We start from the raw sequence: 20,903 nt of genomic DNA on the forward strand, positions 1-20,903 counted from the left end.
GAGGTGGAATGCAGGAAAGTACCCGCATTCCAGACCACGCCGCCTCGGCTTTTGGTAAACCTAGGCGTGGAGCCGGCTAAACATGTTTACTTTTGCGGCTTCCAGGCGAAGTGATCGCCTACCGCCACGATGTGGCCGACACCCGGAAACGGAAAGTGGGGTGCAAAGATCAGCTCGTCATCCTTGGCGAGTTGCGACAGGATTTCCCGGCGGCTGACCTTGCCCTCGACTGCATCGTTGTCAAAGCCCATCGCCCAATCGGGCTCGGCTAGCGATACAATGGAGCTATGGGCTGTGTCACCGATGTCCAGAAGCCGTTTCTTGCCGGAGACGATCTGATAGCCGACATGACCCGGGGTGTGTCCTTTGATGGGCACGGAGGTGATGCCCTCGGCAACGCTGTCACCAGGCGCGAATGTCTTCACCTTGGGCGTGATGGCGGTCACCAGCGCGGCCATCTTCGGCTGGGTCTGCAGCCACGTCCAGTCGGGCGCCGAGATGCGGATCGTCGCGTTGGCGAATGCAAGAGAACCGTCTGCCTTTACCAGTCCGCCGATGTGATCGCCGTGAACGTGGGTGATCAGTACGTCGGAAATGTCCTCGGGCTTGCTCCCGCCCTTGGCGAGGCTTTCCAGCAGAACACCGTGCGCCGATGGCCCAAGGCCGGTATCGATCAGGATTTTCTGGCTGCCGGACTGCACAAGAAGCCCGTCGACACTGAGCGTAACGCGGTCCGTCGGCTGTCCGGCTGCCTTCAGCACCTTGGAAACGGCCTCCGGTCCGATCCCGACGCCAAAAAGCTTGCCGTCATTGGCTGCAACGAACTGAGCATCCCGCAGCGCGGTCACCTTGATGCTGCCGATGGTGAATGTCTTGGCCGCAGGTTCGGCCGAAACCGGCCCGGTCTCTATCGCAAAGGCTTGTCCGGCAACGGAGGCGCTCAACATTGCCAGGAGTGAAAGTGCTTTCATCGGTGTTCCCCTCTTTACGAATGGCCTATTCAAGGCTTGCAGCGTGTGATTGCCTGACTGTGGTAGCCTCTGCCACCTCGCCGCGCAACCCGGGAAACGAGGCCCTAGCCGTCGAGGAAACCGGAGGCCACGTCGGCCGTGCTGCTGACGGCAACAGCCAGATCGACCTCTTTTACGACCGTTGCGCCGGCCGCCCTAAGATCGTTCGCTTGCTTGAGCGCTCCGGAAGTCGGTGCGGCAAGAGCGGTCACTGTCCCCGCAGCAAGATCCGCGATCCACAAGCCGTCTTCTCCTGGCAGTCCGATTACAACCACTTTCGCCATCGATGTCCCCTCTCGTGTCTGCTTAAAATCCAGCCTTTCGCAGGCCTTCGCGATACAGATCTTTCTGCCACTGTTCTTTCATGGCGATGACTGAAAGCCACTTATCCACATCGAAATCAGGATTGCTCTGCCGCGCCTTGCGCACGAAGGAACGCGCCTTCCTGATGTCGCCGAGCATCGCCCAGCAGGCCGCAGAGAGCCTATTGGTGAGGCTCTTGTCGTGCGTCATGGCGATATAAGCCAGGGCAGCCTCGAAATTCCCGAGGCAGTAGCTGGCACCGGCGGCAGTCCAAAGGTAGGTGTCAGGTGTCAGCGGGTTGAGGTCGATGGCATTGACTATTTTTTCCATCGCCGCCGCCGGCTGCGAATAATGAACCAGCGTATCGGCATGGTCGGCGATAATATCAGCATTGTGCGGGCTGAGCTTCTCGGCAAGCTTCATCGCCTCGACGCTCTCGTCGAGGTCCCCCTGCAGCAGCCTGACCACTCCCAACTCGCGATACCCTCCGCCGAGATCTGCACCGGCAGCAATCGCCTTGGTGGAAAACTCCGCAGCCGAGGCCAGCAATTCCTGGTCGCCGCGCGCCGTGAGCAACCACTCCTTGGAATAGGTGCGCGCTATACCGCTCAGCGCCGGAGCAAAATGCGGGTTGGTTTGCAGCGCGGACCGGAATTCCCGACGGGCCCGGCGCAGATTCGGCAATGTCAGATCCTTGAGATGACGCTGCCCAACCAGATAGCTGTGATAGGCCTCCGGGCTGGCCTCGAAATAAGCCCGTGACAGCTCGTCCCGCTCAATCTGCGAGGCAACGGTCACCGCGATACGCTTGGAAATTTCCCGCCTCTGGCGCGTCAGGTTGGAGGCATCGAGGCTGAAACGTTCAGCCCAGACGATCTCGTCATTGGCAAAGGAAATCAGCTGGGCAAAGAGCGAAACCTCCTCGTCGTAGCTGATCCGGGTATCTAGGATATAGGAAATGGAATGGCGGGCGAATGTCGCAGCCTTGTCCGGATCGCGGGAAAACTGGCCAGCCGTGTGGGGTGCGATCACGCGCACGCTTTTCAGGGCGCCGAAACCGATCGTGATGTCCTCGATCAGGGAGGCCGCGAGCAGCGTCGCGACAATATTTCCGCTGTCGAGTTGCGGCGGCAGAAGTGCCAGACGCGGCAGCTTGAGATGGCCGCCGCCGTAGGGAGACAGGAACGGCGACGGGCGAGCCAGCAGCAACGCGCGGGCCTCCGCAAACTGCTTGTTGAACATCCGGCCCGCCAGATCCAGCGAAAGCAGGTCTTGCCCCGCATCCGCAGAGCCGGATGGCGTCTCCTCCTTCAGGCTCGCGCCGGATGACAAACCCTCCAGGCTACCCTCGCTCCCCGAGCATTCGAGAAGGAAGCGCTGGACCTCTTCGTCCTGAGGGTAGAGCGTGAATAGGCGGAGCGCGGCTGTCCGCATCGCGTCGTCGCAGCCCCGGGCCGAGAGCATCGGCAAGGCGCGTTTGAACGCCCGCAGCAACCGGTCTGAACAGCCCTTGCGTTTTTCCTCGACCCAGGCGTCGAGCAGTGTGTCCATGGGCACGAAGTCCTGGAGAAACTCCGGACCAATGACATTCAACATCCGGTGCAGGGAGCGGACCGCGTCCTCGTCTTCCAGAGTGTCGATGGATGTGAGGTCGAAATCGAGCGAGCCGATCTCCACGCGAATTGTCTTGTCGGTAAACGTCAGGAATTCGACACCGAGTTCGAACTGCCTGTCCTTGATCCGGGAGATGAGCTTGCGCATGTTGGCGAGCAGGCCGGATTGACTTGAGCCACTCCACAGTAACGCGGCCACATCTTCGCGCTTTGCTTCCATCTGCTTGGTATCAAGAAGATAACAGAGCGCTAAAAGAGCTTTTTCAGGAAAAGAAACATCACCGACGCGATCAACAAGTCTTAAGCGACCGAAGGTATGCAGTTTGAACTTCATGGTTGCTTTCCACAAGTCTCTGTCTCTCAGGATATATAACCTGTTCACACGATACGGCTTTCAAGGCAAGGTAATGATCGATCTCTTTTGTTTTAAATTATTGACGAAAGAGATCGCTGCTACGGCAAAACCGCTGCAGCGACCTGCTAGGCGATGTCGGCAGTGAGCCTTACTGGATAGTCCTGATGGGATTCTTCGGCGCTGGATCGAAGCCGACGAGATCTGTCGTCAGCTTGGCATAGGTGCCGTCGGCAACCATCTCGGCCAGAGCCTTGTTGACGGCCTTGACGAGTTCAGGCTTGCCTTTCTTGACCGCAAAACCCTTCTGGATATGGCTGATGGCTTCCGGAAGCACCTCGAGCGGCATCTTCGCCGACTTAATCATGTAGCCGGCCCCGATGGCGTCGGTGATCTCGGCGTCGATGTTGCCGTTGAGGAGATCCTGGATGCCGTCCGTCTCGGCCTTATAGGCCTTGACCGTGGCGCCCTTGTCTTCTGCCAGCTTGGCGAAGGTCGAGGATGCCAGCGCCCCGACGGATTTGCCCTTGAGATCGGCAGGCGTCTTGATGGCGGAGCCCTTCGGAACGACCACAGCCGCGCCGGATTCGAGCCAGCCATCGGCAAAGACGACCTGCTTCTGGCGCTCGGGCGTGATATCCATGGCGTCGCTGGTGATATCATACTGGTCGGCCTGCAACCCGATCAACAGCGATTCCCACTTGATGATGACCGGTGTGTATTCGAGACCGAGACGTTTGGAAATCTCCTTCATGACGCGGATTTCCAGGCCGTCGAGGCTGCCATCGGCACCACGCATGCTGAACGGCGGAAAGGTGCCCTCGGTAGCCACCAGCAATTTGCCGGGTTGCAGCAGTTCGAGATCGGCGGCCGAAGCCGGAGCGTGAGTGGAAAAGGCGGCCGCTGCGGCAAGCGCAAGGGCGATAAGCTGGCGTTTCATGACTGTTCCCTTCATTTTTCTTGATCGATATCCCCTGTCGTTTGCAACCGGGGTCAGTTTCTTCGGGCATGGCGCACGAGGAATAGGCAGGGTGCCTCAGCTGTTCACCGCGTAGCGGCGCTCCAGCCAGGCGGCAAGCTGGGTCAGGATCGTCGTCAGCAGCAGGTAGATGACCGCAACCGCAATGTAGAAATCGAACGGGCGGAAGGTCATCGCGATCAGCGTCTGGGCGTAGAGCGTCAATTCCACAACCGTAATTGTCGACAGCAACGAGGTATTCTTCAGCGTCGAGATCGCCTCGTTGGTGAGCGACGGCAGAACGATGCGGAAGACCTGCGGCAAGACGATCGTCCGCATCGTGGCAGCCTGGCTGAAGCCGATCGCCAGTGCGGATTCGGTCTGCCCGCGCGGGATCGCCATGAGGCCGCTGCGGATGATTTCAGCCACATACGCGCCGCTGTTTATGCCGAGCGCCAGCACGCCGGCGGTAAACGGCGACAACCGGATCCCGACCTGCGGAAAGCCGAAATAGACGATGAATATCTGGATGATCGTCGGCGTGCCGCGAATGAACCAGATGTAGAAGGCCGTGACCGAGCGAACGGCACGCCATTTCGACCGCTGGCCGAGAGCTGCGAGCAGACCGCAAATCCAGCTGACGACAATGGTGAGGATCGTCAGCCAGAAGACGGTCCAGGATGCCATCAGGAAGCCGGATCCGTAAAGACGGACATCCCCCAGGAAATCAGCCAGCATCATCATGCTCCCTCGATAGTTTCAGCAGGCGCGGAGCCATAGGCCAGGCCATCGTGAAGGATGCGATGGAGGAACTGCCGCAGCCGGTCGCTGCCGGGGTTGCGCAGAATATCGCGCGACCCCGTTTCGGCGATAACGCCCTTGTCGAAAAACAGGACGCGGGACGACACGTCGCGCGCAAAGGCAATCTCGTGGGTCACCAGGAGCATCGTCATGCCCTCGGCGGCAAGCGAGGCCATCAGCACGAGAACCTCGTGCACCAGTTCGGGATCGAGGGCCGAGGTCACCTCGTCGAACAGCATCATACGCGGTTTCATCGCCAGCGCCCGGACGATGGCGACGCGCTGCTGCTGGCCGCCGGAAAGCCGGGACGGATAGCTGTGGCGCTTGTCGTAGAGACCGATGCGCGACAGCAGTGCCTCCGCCTCTTCGACGGCCTGTGCCTTGGGAAGCTTCAACAGTTTCATCGGCGCATGGATGACGTTTTCGAGCACCGTCATGTGCGGCCAGAGATTGTAGCTCTGGAAGACCATGCCGACGCGGGTCCGCAGCGACTGCATCTGCGCCGGAGTCGGAAGAAAACGCGATTCCGTGCGGAAATCGAAAGACAGTTCCTCGAACTTCAGGAAGCCGGATTGCGGCATCTCGAGGCCGTTGATCGAGCGCAGGAAAGTGCTTTTGCCGGAGCCGCTGGCGCCAATGATCGAAACCACCTCGCCGGGCTCGACCGCAAGCGAAACACCCTTCAGGACCTCGTTGTCGCCAAAGCTCTTTCGGATGTCCTTGAGGACCAGAAGCGGTGTCGTGGGGGGCGGTGTAGCTTGGCCAGCAATTGCCGTCTCGGAAATGTCTGTCATCGTTCGGTTACCCAATACTCTCACCCCGGGAATGGCTCTAAGCCTGTTGCCGGGATTGCCTTTGCCTTACCGCCCACAGGAAGGGTATTCAGTATACCGCTGGAATTCAAGAACTGATTTCATACATTTACCAGCCGGCCCGTCATCAGACTGTTCTGATTGATTAAAATTTCACCCGGCCCATTAAATAATCAATTGAAGAAGCTCCGAGGTTTGACTTGGGAACACGCTTGGTGTACCCAATTTCCGTGCCGGTGAAGTTTCGACGTTTTGCCAATCCGCCGCCGCCCTGAATGCGTAGGATCTGCGAACGCAGCCACTGGCGCCATGGTCCGCCGACAGGAGTTTGACGATGAGCCGCTATTTCCCGCTGGACGAATATCAAAGCCGGTGGGACAGGGTGCTGGAAAACATGCGGTTGCATGGCTTAGAGACGGCCGTCGTCTTCGGACGTGGTGGCGGCACCACCGATAATTGCGGCGACATCCTCTATCTTTCGAACCACTACGCTATCAGCGGCGGCATGGATTCGCTGATCTGGTCGGCGCGGTCGTTCTCGGGCATCATTCTTCAACAGGGCAGGGAGCCGCAGCTCCACATCGACGAACCCGAGGTTCGAACCGATCTCGTCTCCATCTCCGACGCGCATTGTTCGAACCATCCCTTCCGCAGCGTGGCGAAGGCGTTGAACGACAGGGGCATCACGGGCCGCGTGGCGCTGGTCGGTACACAGTTCATCCCGATGAAATTCTACCAGCAACTGCTCGAGGAAGCGCCCGGTATCGACTGGGTGCCCGCAGACGACCTGGTGCGCGCCGCGCGGCGGATCAAGAGCCCGCTTGAGCTGGAGTGCTATCGCATCGGCGGCGAGACGGCCACGGCCGGGCTCAATCGCCTGATGGAGGGTCTGATGTCCGGCCTTTCAGAGCGGGAAGCCGCCGGCGAGGCGGCCCGCGAGGTGGTGCGGCGCGGCGGCCGGCTGCAGATGATCGGCACGAACCACGGCGAGACCCTCGGCTTCGACCAGCGCTTTCCGTTGACGGGCTACAGCGCCGATACGCCGAAGCCGGGCGATATCGTAACCGGCACGCTGCACGGCGCCTTTTACCAGGGTTACTATCTCGACCCCGGCCGTACTGGCGTGCGCGGCAGGCCGACCGCCGACCAGCGGAGGCTGATCGAGGCAGCGGCAAACATCGTCCATCGCCTGTCCGACATGATGCGCCCCGGAACTAAGCTTCTGGACGTCGCTGCCGAAGGCGACCGCCTGACAGCTGCCTTTGGCGGATCGGTCTCGCCGATCATGAAGAATTTCCCGTTCTATGGACACGGGATCGGCCTCGGCTTCGAGCAGCCGCGGATCTCGACTGTCATGTCGCAGCCTGACGATGTCGTCGATGAAAACATGGTGTTCGGAGTCGAGGCATTCCTGTCGCTCGATGGGGTCGGAGCGGCGTTCTTCGAAGACATCCTGATTATCGGCGGAGATGAAAACGAACTGCTGACCCGCTCGCCCGCATATTGGTGGTGAGCGCCTAATGCAATGACGGAAGAGCCGGCGGCCGGAGCCGCCGGTGGCTTGGCCTCAATGGGCGAAAACGCCGTCGAAATCCTTGAACCCCTTGACCTCGATCGGATTGCCGCTCGGATCGAAGAAGAACATCGTGCGCTGCTCGCCCGGCTCGCCTTCAAACCGTATGACCGGCGGTATGTCGAAAGCAATGCCCGCATGCTGCAGCCGTTCGGACAGCGCAAGCCAGGCATCGAGCGGCAGGACGACGCCGAGATGCGGCATCATTACCATGTGATCGCCCACCTTGCCGGTGCGGGTGACCTCGAACGGCTTGCCGAGATGCAGTGAAATCTGGTGTCCGAAAAAGTTGAAATCCACCCAGGTGTCGGTGGACCGGCCCTCTTCGCAGCCAAGCACGCCGCCATAGAACTGACGCGCCTCATCGAGATCGGTGACATGGTAGGCGAGATGGAAAAGCGAACGCATGGAGATGTCCTTTTCAGTGGTGCAACGGGGAGGAACCGGCTTTACCGGATGGTTAGATCGCGTGACAGGGTAGACAGAGGTTCGCAGCCTTCTTCGGTGACGATGACGGTTTCGGAAGCGCCGACCGTCCAGACGCCGTAGCTGCGCAAGGTCGCCGGCAGGTGAAACACCATGCCGGGCTCGATTATCCTATCCACGCCGGAAAACAGACTGAGCATGCCGCCCTCCCCCCAATCCGGCGCAAAGGCGACGCCCATGGAATAGCCGATCCGCTTACGGAATGCCGCGGTGTAGCCGCCATCGTCGATGACCCGCTGGGCTGCCTCGTGCGCCGCCGAGCACGGCACGCCCGGCCTGACTTCATGCAGCGCAGCCTCGAGCGCATGAAGCGAGCAATCCATCATCCGCCGTGCTTCGACGGGTGGCCCGCCGATCCACACCATTCGCATCAGCGCGGCATGATAGCGGGCATGGCTGCCGGCTAGTTCGAGGAACACCGGATCGCCGACCTCGAGACGGCGGCGGCGCCACGTCATGTGCGGCAGGCCGCTGCGGGGCCCTGATGACACCAGCGGCTCCATCGCCATTGCCTCGGACCCTGCGCGCGTGGCCGCATCGAGCATGGCAGCGGCGATGGCATTTTCGTCAGTCCCGGCGCCGCAGGCCGCAATCCCGGCCGCAATCCCTGCCTGCGCGTAGGTGGCTGCCAGCCGGATGGCGGCAAGTTCCGCAGGCGACTTCACCGCCCGGAGAGGGGCAATGATGCCGGAACCGTCGATGAGCGCGTTCCCCCCCGTCCGGAGCGAGATCTCGTCTGCCAGGACCGGCGGCAGAAACCAGCCGCCGAGCTCGATAGCAGGCCGGTGGATGCCACGTTCGCGCAGGACCTCGGCCAGGACCGCCGCCGGCGCCTCGCCGTCCTGATAGACGACGATGTCGTTGAGCCAGGTATTGGCGATCGAGCCCACCAGTTCAAGCTGGCGAACCAGCAGTGTCGCCTCCCCCTCGACCGGCATGACCAGCGCCTGGAAGGCAAAATAGCCCGCCGTCTGGCGGCCGGTCAGCCAGAAGATGTTTTCGGGCGTCGTGACGATCAGCGCCCGGTGGCCGGCAGCAGCGATGGCCACCCGGGCGCGGTCCTGCCGCGCCTTGAACTCGCTCTCGGGGAACGAGGCCTCGCAACCTCGGAATTCGGCATAGTCAGGCATGTCACGGTACTCGGTTCAGGCATGTCGTCCCGGGATCGGGACGGAAGAACGGATGGTCAGACAGTGATGAACGCTCAGCGCGCGAGCCATTTCAGAAACCGGCTGCGGACGCTGTCGAAATGCGCCTCCATGGCAGCAGCGGCGGCATCCGCATCCTGCGCCTCGATGGCGTCGATGACGGCGATGTGCTCGGCAGCCTGTTCAGCGAACCGGTCATGGGTGCGCGTGATCGTGCAGCGGCGCGCGATGCTGCGCATTTCCTGCAGCATGCCGGGCAGAAGACGCAGACCGGCAGCTTCGGCGACGGCCTCGTGGAATGCGTCGTCGTCCATCCAGAAACGATCGAAGGCGACATCCTCGGCCTCGACATAGGCGCGCATGACCCGGCGCGCCTCGACAAGTGCCGCCGTCATCGGCCGCCCTGCCGCACGGGCTGCCGCCGCCCCTTCGAGGAGACGGCGGATCTGGATGATCTCCAGCAACTGCTCGACGGTGACCGGCAGGATCATCAGGGTGCCGTTGGTCAGGCGAGAGACCACGCCTTCCTTCTGGAGCCTCGAGATCGCGGCCCTGAGCGGCGTGCGGGAAATGCCGGATTCCACTGCCAGTGTCCGCTCGGTCAGCAGGTCGCCGGCCTTGATGGCACCTTCGAGGATGCGCTGCTTGATGTCCCGGTAGGCCTGCTGTGCCAGTGTTTCCTTGTCGCTCATCGGGATATCCTCAAGGGATCGTTGAGGGCGGTCGCCGGCCGCTTGCCGGAGAGAGCAGTCAACACGTTGCGGGCGGACCCGACGGCCACGCGGCGCAAGGCTTCTTGCGTCGCGCCACCGAGATGCGGCGTGAAAATCACTCGGCCGGTCGAGGCAAGCGGCCCCAAGGGTGCATCATGGCTGTAGACATCGAGACCGGCTGCCGACACGCGACCGGTCTCGATGGCAACAGCAAGCGCGCCTTCGTCGACAAGCCCGGCGCGCGCGGTGTTGACCAGAATTGCGCCATGCCTGACCAGCGAAAGCGCTTGTTCGCCGATAAGGTGCTTCGTCTCCGGGCGCAGTGGCGTATGGAGCGACACAAGGTCCGACTGCTGCAATCCCGCCTCCAGCGTCGCCACACGCTCGAAACCATCGATATCGGCAACGCGTGGCGAATAGACCAGCACCCGCATATCGAGTGCCGCCTTGAGCATATGTCCAAGACCGGCGCCGGTGGCGCCCCAGCCAATTATCAGCGCGGTCTTGCCGGAAAGCTCGATAAACGTCTCGCATTCGCGAAAACCATGGGCGCCGCCGCGTTCGCTGCGGTCGGCGGCTGGAATACGCCGGGCCGCAGCCAGCGCCAGCGCCAATGCCAGTTCGGACACCGACCGCGCATTGGCGCCCGGTGTGTTGCAGACAAGGATGCCCTTCTCGGAGGCTGCATCCTTATCGACCGCATCGTGGCCGGCGCCGTGCACGACGATGACGCGCAGGATGTCGCTCGCGCCGATGGCCTCAGCCGAAAGGCCGGCGTCACGCGTGATCGCCGCATCGCAGCCGGAGATCATCCGTGCGACCGTTTCCATGTCCGGCTTCGGGCAGAGCACGGGTTCGACGCCGGCGCGGCGCAACAAATCCAGTCCATCCGCATGGACCGGCTGAACGACAAGGCATCTCATGCGCCGGTTCCTCCGGGGGGTAGCGCGAGCTTCTCGAGAACCGCGTCGCGTGCATGGGTGACATGCTCGGCCATCAGCAGAGCTGCACGGTCGCCATCGCCGCTGCGCAAGGCTGCAAGAATTCCCAGATGCTCCTCGCAGCTTTTCAGGAAGCGGTCCGGCAGATGGGTGTGGTCGAACATGCAGGTCCGGCGGCGCAGGTCGGCAATTGTGGACACCATCATCTCGCTGCGGCTGGCCTCGGCGATAACCCGGTGGAGGTCGTCATCCACCCGTCTCTGCTCGTCTTCTTCGCCGGGACCTTCGTCGTGCAGGCGGCGGACCCGCAATTCGAGCGCCTCCAGCGCCGCCGGTGGCACCGCGACCGCCTGCTGGGCACAATGGGATTCCAGCACCCGGCGCAGGAAGAAGATTTCCTCCACTTCGGCCGCCGTCAGCCTTCGCACCTTGAGGAAGCGACCATCCTGCACAGCCAGACCTTCGGCCTCGATACGCTTGATCGCTTCGCGCACCGGCGTCCGCGACATGTCGAGCGTTTCGCCCAGCTTCGCCTCCTGCAGCGCATCTCCCGGCGTCAGCGCGCCGGACAGGATCATTTCGATGATTTTGCCATAGGCCCGTTGGGCAAGCGGCTGGCTCATGACACTCTGCCTCCTGATCGATCGCTGCTTTCGGGCTTGACGGCGAGGTTGTCGAGGATGCCGCCTAGAAGATGTCTCTCGGCGACCAGCAATTCCTCGGCCTGTTCCTGCGCGATGCGGGCAAAGCGGATGGACCGGCCGCTGACCGCCTGCGCCAGGCGAGGCAGGTCGACGGAGGCCACCGTGGCAATCTTTGGATAGCCGCCGGTCGTCTGTCGCTCGGCCATCAGCACGATCAGCCTGCCGGACGACGGCACCTGGATCGAGCCGGCCGAGGTGCCGTCCGAAACGATGTCATGCCCGCCGTCTGCTGCAATTGGCGGCCCGTCGAGCATCTGGGCCATGCGATCCCGCGCGGCCGACACCACGAACGATGCCTCGAGAAATATCTCCGATGCGGCTTTGGAGAAATAATCGTCCTGCCGGCCGCAGACGACGCGGATCGGGCCGCCACTGCGCCGAAAGGGCTGCCGGAGGGCGCGGTTGGGCAATGGGGCAGCGTCGCCGAGCGGCAACCGGTCGCCAATCTCCAGCCGCCGGCCTTCGTGACCACCGAGCCCGGTGCGCAAATGGGTGGAACGCGATCCGAGAACCGGAACGGTATCGATCCCGCCCGAGATCGCCAGATATCCCCAGACGCAATCGCGGAGCGCGCCGATGGCGAGCGTCATGCCGGGCAACAGGTGATGGCTCTCCCACGGGTGGACTTTGTCGCCATCGATCCTGACATCGACATCGCCACCGGTGACGGCAAAGCGAACCGGCCGGGTGACTGTAAAACGACCGCCGACGGCAGCAAACTCGAGCGCAGCCGATGTTGCGGGGTTGCCGACAAGGGCATTGGCGATACGAAACGACGGCCCGTCCATAGGGCCGGCACCGGAGACGCCGGCATGCTGCAGGCCTTTCCGCCCGAGATCCTGGACGGTCGTCATCGGTCCCGTGCCATGGATTTCGAGGAAGCTCATGACGTCGCCCCCTCCCCAGCAGCCGAGGTACGCTCGAACTGCGATGCCTCGTCTTCGCTGACGGGCCGGAAGCGGACCCGATCACCGGCACCGAGCAGGAAGGGCGTGGCGCGGGAGGGGTCGAACAGGCGAAGCAGCGTCCGGCCGATAAAGCGCCAGCCGCTCGGCCCGGGAACGGAATTGATGCTTGCCTGCTTGCCTCCGATACCGATGGCGCCGGCCTCGATCCTCTGGCGGGGCGTGGGCAGTCGCGGCGTGTGCAAAATCTCCGGCAGGCCGCCGAGATAGGCAAACCCTGGCGCAAAGCCTATCATGTAGACCCGGTATTCGACGGAGGAATGGAGCTCTATAAGCTGGGACACCGTCATCCCCTTCATGCCGGCAAGTTCCTGCAAATCCAGTCCCACCGCGCCGCCATAGACAACGGGGACGTCGAAGCGCTGCGGGTGGACGCTGCCAACTACCAGCGTATCCAGCCGCTGCTGCAGCGTCAGCGCCAGGCTGCGGCCTCGAACGACGGCGGGATCGTAGACCACCATCAGCGAGCGGTAGGTCGGCACCAGTTCCTCGACGCCATCCACCGGGCTGTCGGCCATGCTCGCGGCAAGCGCGATCACCCGTTCGCTGACGGCTTCGTCGATGGTATCCGCGAGCTCAACCGACAAGGCGCTATCGCCGCAAGCAAGAATGCGGGGAAACGTCCTCACCATTGTCTGCGGTCCCCTTCCGTCCATCCGAGTAAGGTGCGATTATCGGTTGTCATATTATATTGCTATTTCAGTATACCAACTGTATGTCAACCGAAAGTGCTTTTTCGCGCGACCGCCCGGTCGTAAACTGCGCATGACATCAGTCTGCTGGCCTGACGCCTATCCTGCAAGGAGATCCCAGCCATGGCAACCGTAGACCTCAATTGCGACATGGGCGAAAGTTTCGGCGCCTACAAGATCGGCGACGACAGCGCTATGCTGGAGGTGATTTCGACCGCCAACATTGCCTGCGGCTTTCACGCCGGCGATCCCGTAGTGATGCGCGATACGATCCTTGCCGCCAAGGCGCGGGGCGTGGCCATCGGCGCCCATCCGTCCTTCATGGATCTCTACGGCTTCGGCCGCCGTCGCATCTCGGGCGAACGGCCGGAAGATCTGGAAGCCCAGATCATCTACCAGATAGCCGCGATGCAGGGGATGGCAAGAGCGCTCGGCTGGCCGATGACCCACGTCAAGACCCATGGCTCGCTCGGCAACATGGCGGCGGAAGATGCGGAGCTTGCGGACGTCTGCGTTCGCGCCATCAAGGCCGTCGACCCGTCTCTGGTGTTCGTCACCCTCCCCTATTCCGAGACGATGAAGGCGGCGGAATCCGTCGGCCTGCGGGTTGCCTGCGAGGTCTACGCGGACCGGACCTACGACGATACCGGCATGCTGACATCGCGGCAGAAGGAGGGCTCGGTCATCCACGACCTGCAACAGAGCGTCGACCAGGTCCTGTCTATGGTCCGGGATGGATTGATCCCCACCATCGGCGGCAGAATGCTGCCGGTCGAGGCTGCAACGATCTGCGTCCATGGCGACAATCCCAGCGCCGTCGCCATGGCCCGTGCCCTGCGTGCATCGCTTTCGGCACACGGCATCGATATCGCCCCTTTCGCAAAACCCGCTCTTTGACCGAGGACCCAAACTTGACCCGCATTGTTTATCTGAATGGCGACTGGCTTGCTGAAACCGACGCGAAAGTCTCCGTGTTCGACCGCGGCTTTCTGTTCGCCGATGCCATCTACGAAGTGACTGCCGTGATCGGTGGCAAGCTGATCGACTACCAGGGCCACTCCGCCCGCCTGCAGCGCTCGCTGTCCGAACTCGATATCGCCTGCCCGCTGTCCGAGACCGCACTGCTTTCCGTGCATCGGGAACTCGTCAGCCGGAATGGGCTCGACGAGGGGCTGATCTATCTGCAGATCAGCCGCGGTCCTGCCGACCGCGATTTCGCCTTTCCGGCAAAACCGGAGCCGACCATCGTGCTCTTTACCCAGGCAAAACCGGTGCTCGCCAATCCCCGCAACGAGACGGGGATCGCGGTTGCCACCGTTCCGGACTGGCGGTGGGAGCGCCGCGATATCAAGACCGTCCAGCTGCTTTACCCTTCAATGGCAAAGATGGAAGCGATGCGGCGCGGCGCCGACGACGCCTGGCTGGTGGAGGACGGGCTCGTCACCGAGGCCAGCTCTGCAACGGCGCATATCGTCAAGACCGATGGCACGCTGGTAACTCGTGGCCTCTCCCACGCGATCCTGCACGGAATTACCCGGGCAAGCATCATCGACCTTGCGCGTGGCGCGGGCATTGCCGTCGAGGAGCGTGGGTTCAGCGTCGAGGAAGCCAAGCAGGCTGCAGAGGCTTTCGTGACGTCCGCGACCAATTTCGCAACGCCGGTGGTCAGGATCGACGACACAACGATCGGCGATGGAAAACCCGGCCCGATCTGCCGGCAGCTGCGCGACCTCTACACGGCAAGCCGCCTTTCCACGGCGATCTGACCGTCATTCAACCGAAAAGGCTGTCGCGATTGCTCGCGGCAGCCTTTTTCGTTTTCGAAGGGCTCAGTTCTTGACGGTGTCTTCCAGGAAGAAGCGTCCGAGCGGGTTCTGGTAGAAGTTGTCGATATTCTTGCGCGAGACGTTGATGTAGGGGCTGTAGTAAAGGTCGATCCAGTTGACATCGTCCTTGGCGATCTTCTGGAGATCGACATACATCTGCTCACGTTTTACCGGATCGAGTTCCAGGCGAGCGGCAGCCACCAACGCCTTCACCTTCTCGTTCTTGTAGTGGGTCGAATAGTTGTTGTTCGAGTCGTGGCCGAGCACGAATGTCGTCTTCTGGTCCGGATCGAGGATGTCGTTTGTCCAATAATTGACCGACACATCGTAGTCGCCGGCAACGATCATGTCCCACTCCTGGCTGGCATCGACTTTCTGTAGGGTCGCGGTGATACCGGCCTTCTGCAACTGCTGCTGCAAGAGCACGGCAATCTGCTCGTCGACCTCGTCGCCGGCACGCACGAGATAATTAAGTTTCAGGTCCGAGGCTCCCGCAGCAGCCAGCATCTGCTTTGCCTTTTCCGGATCGTAAGGGCGCTGCATGTTGTCGGCGTAATAATAGAGTGCGCCCTTCGGAATGTACGAATTGGCGACGGTTCCCTGGCCGAAGGTCACAGCATCGACGATTGCCTTCTTGTCGATGGCCAGATCCAGCGCCTGTCGGACCTCCTTCTTGGCGAGGGCGCCATGCTCGTGGTTGATCAGCAAGTGGTCTTCACGGGTGGACGGGTCGATATCGACGTTGAGGTTGGCATCCTTCTTCAATTCGGCGACGCGGGAGAAGGGAACGAAGATCGCAGTGTCGAGCTGGCCGGCCTGCACGTTCAGCATGCGGGTGTTGTCGTCGGGAACCGAAATCCATTCCACGCCATCGAGCTTGACGCGATCGGCCTGCCAGAAATACGGGTTCTTCTTCAGGATGACGCGGTCGCCGCGACGCCATTCGTCGACGACGAAGGCACCGGAAGCAATTGGCTTCTCGCTGTAGCCATCCGATCCGAGCGCCTCCATGCCCTTCTTCGAAATCACGGAGGCGTTGGGCAGAGCCAGCGTCGACAGGAAGGGCGCGGACGGGTTCTTGAGCTTGATCGTCATGGTGCGGGGGTCGGTCGCGACTGCGGTGTCGATCACCTTGAACGAGTCGCCCCAGAGCGATGCCTTGTCGTCGCGGATACGCAACAGGCTGTAGGCAGCATCTTCAGCCGTCAGCGGCGAGCCGTCTGAGAACTTGGCGTCGCGGATCTTGAAGACGTAGGTCAGTCCGTCCTCTGAGATCTTCCAGCTTTCGGCCAGTCCCGGCTCCAGTTTCGTGCCGGTCTTGTCGACGCGGACAAGAACGTCGTAGACGTTGGAGAACACCCAGTTGTCGATATTCTGGGCCGTCTTGATCGGGTCGAAGGTGGTCGAGTCCTCGCGGCGGCCGATGGTCAGAACGCCGGCCGCTTCGGCAAAGCTGGCGCTGAGGGTGAGGCCCGCGACGATGAGCGCGAGGCCAGCAGTCTTCCATTTCCTGGTCATGATGTCGTTCCCTTTTTTGTTATGACAGTCGTTCGAGTGAAGGTGGTAGCGTCAATCGCTGCTCGCAGGCGATGTCGGCAAGCAAGGGCTTATCCGGATCGATATCGGGAATCGCTGCGATCAGGGCTGCGGTGTAGGGATGCTTCGGCCGGGCGAAAACCTCTGCGCAGAGCCCCTCCTCGACGATCTCGCCGCGATACATGACGACGACCCGGTCGCAAAGATTGCGCACGATGGCGAGGTCATGGGCGATGAAGATCAGCGTCAGGTTCATCTTCCGCTTCAGATCCCGGAACAGTTCGATGATCTGCGCCTGGATCGTCACGTCGAGGGCGGCGACGCATTCGTCTGCGATGATCAGTTTCGGATCGACGGCCAGCGCCCGGGCGATCCCCGCCCTCTGGCATTGCCCGCCGCTCATGCTGCGCGGCCGGCGGTTGGCAAACTCACGCTCCAAGCCGACAAGGTCCAGAAGCTCGCCGATCCGCGCCGGAATATCGGCGGCAGAGGTCTTGCCCTGCACGCGCAGCACTTCGGCCAGCATGTCGCCGATGCGCAGACGGGGATTGAGTGCGTTGTAGGGATCCTGAAACACCATCGCCGCCTCATGGCGCAACTTGTCGAGGGCGGCGCGCCTCTGCTGGGCAAGATCGATACCCTCGAACGAGACATGGCCGGAGGAGAGCGGTGTCAGGCCGAGAATGGCGCGGGCGAGCGTGCTCTTGCCGCTGCCGGATTCGCCGACCACCCCGACACTTTCTCCGGGCATGATCCGCAGGCTCACGCCGGAAACCGCAGTGACGGTTTTCGCGCCGGCCTTGAACAGCCCACCGCCCAGGGCAAAGCGCACATAGAGGTCGTCCACCTCGAGAAGCGGCCGCTCAACCGGCTTTGCGGCGCTGACGCATCCGACGGAGAACGGCGCCTCTTCGACGATAGAAGGATGGCTGGCGATCAGGCTGACCGTATAGGGATCGCGCGGCGCGGACAGGACCTGGCGCTTCGACCCCGTCTCCAGCAATCGTCCGCCACGCAGCACCGCGATCCGGTCGCAGGTCTGGGCGACGATGCCGAGGTCATGGGTGATGAGAATGATCGAAAGGCCGCGCTTGTCGCGGATGTCCATCAGCAGCCGCAGGATCTGCGCCTGGATGGTGACATCGAGGGCAGTCGTCGGCTCGTCGGCAATCAGGATCTTGGGGTTGCAGGACAGAGCAACCCCGATCATCGCGCGCTGCCGCATTCCGCCGGAAAATTCGTGGGCGTAGCTGTCGTACTGGCGGACTGGATCGGGCAGCCCGACCTGGCCCAGAATGTCGATGGCTGCGGCCTTCGCGTCACGCGGGCTTGCATCCTGATGATAGCGGATACCTTGGGCAATCTGATCGCCGATCCGCATGACGGGGTCGAGGTGGCTCGTCGGGTTCTGGAAGATCATGCCGATCTCCGCCCCCCGGACCTTCAGCATCTCGACGTCGCTGATTTCGGTGAGGTCGCGGCCATCCAGCAGCACGGAGCCGCTGTCGATCTTCAGGCGCGACGACGGCATCAGACGCACCAGCGAGCGGCAGAACAGGCTCTTGCCGGAGCCGCTTTCGCCGACGAGCCCGACAATCTCGGCCTTGCCGACGTCGAGCGAGACAGCATCGATGAGCGTCCTCTCCTCGCCGAGGCCATGCAGCCTGACGGTCAGATCCCGGACAGAGAGAAGGGGACTGATCATTCCTGTACTCCGAAGAGTTCGCCAAGCGCATCGCCGAGCATGCTGAAACCGAAAGCCAGGAGGACGATGGACAAGCCGGGAAACAGCGTGATCCACCAGGCCGTCGTCAGGAAGCTCTGTCCCTCGGCCACCATGACACCCCATTCGGCAAGCGGCGGCTGCACGCCGAGGCCGAGATAGCTGACTGCGGCGCCGCTGAGGAGAACCAGCACTGCATCCGACATCGAGAACACCAGCGATCCGGCGATAGCATTGGGCAGCAGATGCCGGAACATGATGCGCGGGCGGCTGAAACCGAGGCTGACGGCCGCGACCGCGTAGTCGCTGCTTTTCAGCACCAGCATCTGCGCACGGATGAGCCGCGCATAGGACACCCATCCCACCAGCGCCATGGCGACATAGAAGCTGCCGAGCCCAGGCCCGAGGATGGCGATAATCGACAGCATCAGCACCAGAAAAGGGAAGGCAAGGATGATATCGACGAGCCGCATGAAAACCGCGTCGACCGGCCCACCGAAGAAACCGGCGATAGTGCCGACCGTCGTGCCGATCATGAAGGGAAAGAGAACCCCGATCACCGCAATCTGTAGATCGATCCGCGTACCCCAGATGACGCGGGACAGGATATCCCGCCCGAAATTGTCGGTGCCGAAGGGATGCAGCAACGTCGGTGCCTGCAGACGCACATCGCCGGCCTGGAGGACCGGGTCGTAGGGCGCAATCAACGGTGCGCCGACTGCCACGAGCACGAAGAACAGCAGGATGCCCGCGCCGATGGCCAGGGTCAACCGGCCCCCGAAGACGCGGCGCCAGCCGAACGCAGTGGAAAACGCCAATGGCACACTCATAGCCGCACCCGCGGATCGACCATCACCGTCGCGATATCGGCAATGAAGTTGATGAACACCGTGGCGCAGGCAAAGACCATGGCGACACCCTGGACCACCATATAGTCGCGGGAGAAAATGGCGCGGACCAGCAGTTGCCCCATGCCGGGCAAGGCAAAGACGGTTTCGACGACCACGGTCCCGCCGATGAGCCATCCGATGTTGACGGCAAGCAGGTTGATGGTCGGCAAAAGAGAGTTAGGCAGGACGTGGCGCCAGAAGACGGTGCTTTCCGGCATGCCCCTCGCCCGCACCGCAGTTGCGACGTCGGATTTCAGGCCTTCGATCATCGCGGTGCGCAGGCTGCGGGTGAGAACGGTGGAGAGCGACAAGGCAATGGTCAGGCTCGGTAACAGCAGATGGGCGGCCTTATCGCCGAGCGTATTGCCGTAGCCGGAGACCGGCAGCCAACCGAGATCAACGCTGAAGAGGATGATTAGCATCAGCCCCAGCCAGAACGGCGGGAAGCCGATGCCGAACGTCGAGACGACGCGAATGATGTGGTCGGGCGCGCGCCCATTGCTGCGCGCCGCAATCGCTGCCAGCGGCACGGCAATCAGCACCGACAGGACGACGCTTGTCGCGACCAGTGCCAGCGTCGGCTCTATACGGGTGAGGATGAGCTTCAGCACGTCGATCTTGTAGAGGATGGATTTGCCCATTTCGCCATTGGCGAGATTGCGCAGGAAATAGAAGTACTGCACCCACATCGGCTCATCCAGGCCGTACTGGGCGCGGATATTGGCGATGGCACTGGGCGTCGCGCGGGTACCGAGAATATTGCGCACTGGATCGCCGGGAATGAGACGGACGAGGATGAAGGTGATGACACTGATGCCGAACAACACGGGCACGAACTGCAGCGGCCGGGTCAGGATGAACTTATAGCGATGCATCGTGGCGCACTCCCCCTCGCTCCAGCCGGACCTCTTTGCACTCACATGGCATCAGGCAGCCTTTTGCCGGGTCAGGAAATCGAGAAGCGCCGGGTAGTAGTCGCCAGGATTTTCGTAGAACGGCATGTGGCTGGCGTTGGAGAAAACCTTAAGATCGGCATTCGGCAGGGCCAGCTTCATGCGCAGGGCGCAGGCCGGCGTCAGTTCGTCGTGCTCGCCTACCGTGATCAGCACCGGCAGCGTCAGTCGCCCCAGATCCGGGATGCGGTTCCAATCCTTGAGATTGCCGATATAGAGGAACTCGTTCGGCCCCTGCATCGCCATGTAGGGTGCCATGTTCCAGTCATCGAGCGAGCGGCGGACAGGCGCCGGCCATTCGGCAAGCCGGCAGACATGGCGGTAGCTGAGGATGGTCAGCACCGCCTGGTATTCGGGATGGTCGTAGGTCCCTTGCGCCTCGTGCTTCTGCATCATCGCCACGGTCTCGGGCCCGAGCGCCGCCCGCAACCGGTCCAGTTCCTGGATCAGATGCGGCATGTCAGCGACAGTGTCTTCGAGAATGAGGCTAAGGAGATTGTCCGGGTAGCGCAATGCATAATCGATGGCGAGCCAGCCGCCCCAGGAGTGACCGAGCAAATGCACCTTGCCGAGGCCCAGCGCCTGGCGGACCGTCTCTGTCTCCTCGACATAGCGCTCGATTGTCCATAGCGCGGCGTCATCCGGCCGATCCGATGCCCCCGTCCCCAGCTGGTCGAAAGTAACGACCCTATAGCCCTTTGCGGCAAGGCAGCTGTGCGCTTCACGAAGATAGTCGCAGGCAAGCCCCGGTCCGCCATTCAGGCAAAACACCGTTTCACTGCCGCTGCCGAAGCTGTAAGCCACGACCTTGAAGCCGTCGACTTCGACCTCGTAGCGGGCGTCCGGCTGCATTTCATGCCACATCGATGGGGCTCCAGGAAGATTTCTCTTGCTCAACTTTTAG

The 20,903-nt window shown here is 62.1% G+C and carries 21 protein-coding genes; 3 read left to right on the forward strand and 18 right to left on the reverse strand.

What is annotated here, in order from left to right; all coding sequences use genetic code 11:
• Positions 1-86: 86 nt before the first annotated feature.
• The 6 genes from J5278_RS22435 to J5278_RS22460 all read right to left on the reverse strand — a co-directional run bounded on the left by J5278_RS22435 (position 87) and on the right by J5278_RS22460 (position 5,831).
• Entirely contained in the window at positions 87-971 is an 885-nt protein-coding gene (locus tag J5278_RS22435; protein ID WP_143123159.1) for an MBL fold metallo-hydrolase, read from the reverse strand.
• A 104-nt stretch (positions 972-1,075) separates the two neighbouring features.
• Complete coding sequence (locus tag J5278_RS22440) at positions 1,076-1,294, reverse strand: hypothetical protein (RefSeq protein WP_143123160.1); 219 nt, start codon at positions 1,292-1,294, stop codon at positions 1,076-1,078.
• A 22-nt stretch (positions 1,295-1,316) separates the two neighbouring features.
• On the reverse strand, positions 1,317-3,260 hold the full coding sequence (locus J5278_RS22445) for a hypothetical protein (protein ID WP_209186381.1): 1,944 nt from the start codon (positions 3,258-3,260) through the stop codon (positions 1,317-1,319).
• 169 nt (positions 3,261-3,429) lie between these two features.
• The gene (locus tag J5278_RS22450; RefSeq protein ID WP_142830855.1) at positions 3,430-4,218 is read right to left on the reverse strand and encodes a transporter substrate-binding domain-containing protein; all 789 of its coding nucleotides are present in this window, start codon (positions 4,216-4,218) and stop codon (positions 3,430-3,432) included.
• 96 nt (positions 4,219-4,314) lie between these two features.
• Positions 4,315-4,974 carry an amino acid ABC transporter permease gene (locus J5278_RS22455; protein ID WP_142830853.1) on the reverse strand — a complete coding sequence of 220 codons (660 nt, stop codon included), beginning with the start codon at positions 4,972-4,974 and terminating at the stop codon, positions 4,315-4,317.
• A gap of 2 nt (positions 4,975-4,976) precedes the next feature.
• Positions 4,977-5,831, reverse strand: a complete 855-nt coding sequence (locus tag J5278_RS22460) for an amino acid ABC transporter ATP-binding protein (RefSeq protein WP_219258354.1) — start codon at positions 5,829-5,831, stop codon at positions 4,977-4,979.
• A 352-nt stretch (positions 5,832-6,183) separates the two neighbouring features.
• Between J5278_RS22460 and J5278_RS22465 the strand changes: the two genes are divergently transcribed.
• Positions 6,184-7,362, forward strand: a complete 1,179-nt coding sequence (locus tag J5278_RS22465; protein WP_219258355.1) for a M24 family metallopeptidase — start codon at positions 6,184-6,186, stop codon at positions 7,360-7,362.
• Between the two features lie 54 nt (positions 7,363-7,416).
• Here the strand turns inward: J5278_RS22465 and J5278_RS22470 are convergent, their stop codons facing one another.
• The 7 genes from J5278_RS22470 to pxpB form a co-directional block, all read right to left on the reverse strand.
• Complete coding sequence (locus J5278_RS22470; RefSeq protein ID WP_142830847.1) at positions 7,417-7,830, reverse strand: VOC family protein; 414 nt, start codon at positions 7,828-7,830, stop codon at positions 7,417-7,419.
• Positions 7,831-7,871: 41 nt separating this feature from the next.
• On the reverse strand, positions 7,872-9,038 hold the full coding sequence (locus J5278_RS22475) for a Xaa-Pro peptidase family protein (RefSeq protein WP_142830845.1): 1,167 nt from the start codon (positions 9,036-9,038) through the stop codon (positions 7,872-7,874).
• Positions 9,039-9,112: 74 nt separating this feature from the next.
• Positions 9,113-9,748, reverse strand: a complete 636-nt coding sequence (locus J5278_RS22480) for a GntR family transcriptional regulator (RefSeq protein WP_142830843.1) — start codon at positions 9,746-9,748, stop codon at positions 9,113-9,115.
• Positions 9,745-10,692, reverse strand: a complete 948-nt coding sequence (locus tag J5278_RS22485; RefSeq protein ID WP_219258356.1) for an NAD(P)-dependent oxidoreductase — start codon at positions 10,690-10,692, stop codon at positions 9,745-9,747. The genes J5278_RS22480 and J5278_RS22485 overlap by 4 nt, the downstream gene beginning before the upstream one ends.
• On the reverse strand, positions 10,689-11,333 hold the full coding sequence (locus J5278_RS22490) for a GntR family transcriptional regulator (protein WP_209229852.1): 645 nt from the start codon (positions 11,331-11,333) through the stop codon (positions 10,689-10,691). The genes J5278_RS22485 and J5278_RS22490 overlap by 4 nt, the downstream gene beginning before the upstream one ends.
• Positions 11,330-12,301 (reverse strand): biotin-dependent carboxyltransferase family protein, encoded by a 972-nt coding sequence (locus tag J5278_RS22495; RefSeq protein WP_219258357.1) that lies wholly within the window; start codon positions 12,299-12,301, stop codon positions 11,330-11,332. Before J5278_RS22495 ends, J5278_RS22490 begins: the two co-directional genes overlap by 4 nt.
• On the reverse strand, positions 12,298-13,011 hold the full coding sequence (gene pxpB, locus J5278_RS22500) for a 5-oxoprolinase subunit PxpB (RefSeq protein ID WP_209186364.1): 714 nt from the start codon (positions 13,009-13,011) through the stop codon (positions 12,298-12,300). Before pxpB ends, J5278_RS22495 begins: the two co-directional genes overlap by 4 nt.
• A gap of 183 nt (positions 13,012-13,194) precedes the next feature.
• Between pxpB and J5278_RS22505 the strand changes: the two genes are divergently transcribed.
• Both J5278_RS22505 and J5278_RS22510 read left to right on the forward strand, forming a co-directional pair.
• Complete coding sequence (locus tag J5278_RS22505; protein ID WP_143123170.1) at positions 13,195-13,968, forward strand: LamB/YcsF family protein; 774 nt, start codon at positions 13,195-13,197, stop codon at positions 13,966-13,968.
• Between the two features lie 14 nt (positions 13,969-13,982).
• Entirely contained in the window at positions 13,983-14,837 is an 855-nt protein-coding gene (locus J5278_RS22510; protein ID WP_219258358.1) for a D-amino-acid transaminase, read from the forward strand.
• A 63-nt stretch (positions 14,838-14,900) separates the two neighbouring features.
• On the opposite strand, the gene J5278_RS22515 is transcribed toward J5278_RS22510, so the two are convergent.
• From J5278_RS22515 to J5278_RS22535, 5 genes are read right to left on the reverse strand one after another with little or no spacing between them, the layout of a single operon-like run.
• Positions 14,901-16,415 carry an ABC transporter substrate-binding protein gene (locus tag J5278_RS22515; protein WP_219258359.1) on the reverse strand — a complete coding sequence of 505 codons (1,515 nt, stop codon included), beginning with the start codon at positions 16,413-16,415 and terminating at the stop codon, positions 14,901-14,903.
• Positions 16,416-16,434: 19 nt separating this feature from the next.
• On the reverse strand, positions 16,435-18,138 hold the full coding sequence (locus J5278_RS22520) for an ABC transporter ATP-binding protein (protein ID WP_219258360.1): 1,704 nt from the start codon (positions 18,136-18,138) through the stop codon (positions 16,435-16,437).
• Complete coding sequence (locus J5278_RS22525; protein ID WP_374109194.1) at positions 18,135-18,974, reverse strand: ABC transporter permease; 840 nt, start codon at positions 18,972-18,974, stop codon at positions 18,135-18,137. Before J5278_RS22525 ends, J5278_RS22520 begins: the two co-directional genes overlap by 4 nt.
• Before the next feature lie 8 nt (positions 18,975-18,982).
• Positions 18,983-19,921, reverse strand: a complete 939-nt coding sequence (locus tag J5278_RS22530) for an ABC transporter permease (RefSeq protein WP_143123175.1) — start codon at positions 19,919-19,921, stop codon at positions 18,983-18,985.
• Positions 19,922-19,972: 51 nt separating this feature from the next.
• A complete protein-coding gene (locus J5278_RS22535) occupies positions 19,973-20,863 on the reverse strand; it encodes a proline iminopeptidase-family hydrolase (RefSeq protein WP_219258362.1) in 891 nt (296 codons plus the stop codon).
• Between the last annotated feature and the right edge of the window lie 40 nt (positions 20,864-20,903).

The sequence above is a fragment of the Rhizobium sp. B21/90 genome, assembly GCF_019355815.1.
Classification (GTDB): domain Bacteria; phylum Pseudomonadota; class Alphaproteobacteria; order Rhizobiales; family Rhizobiaceae; genus Rhizobium; species Rhizobium rhododendri.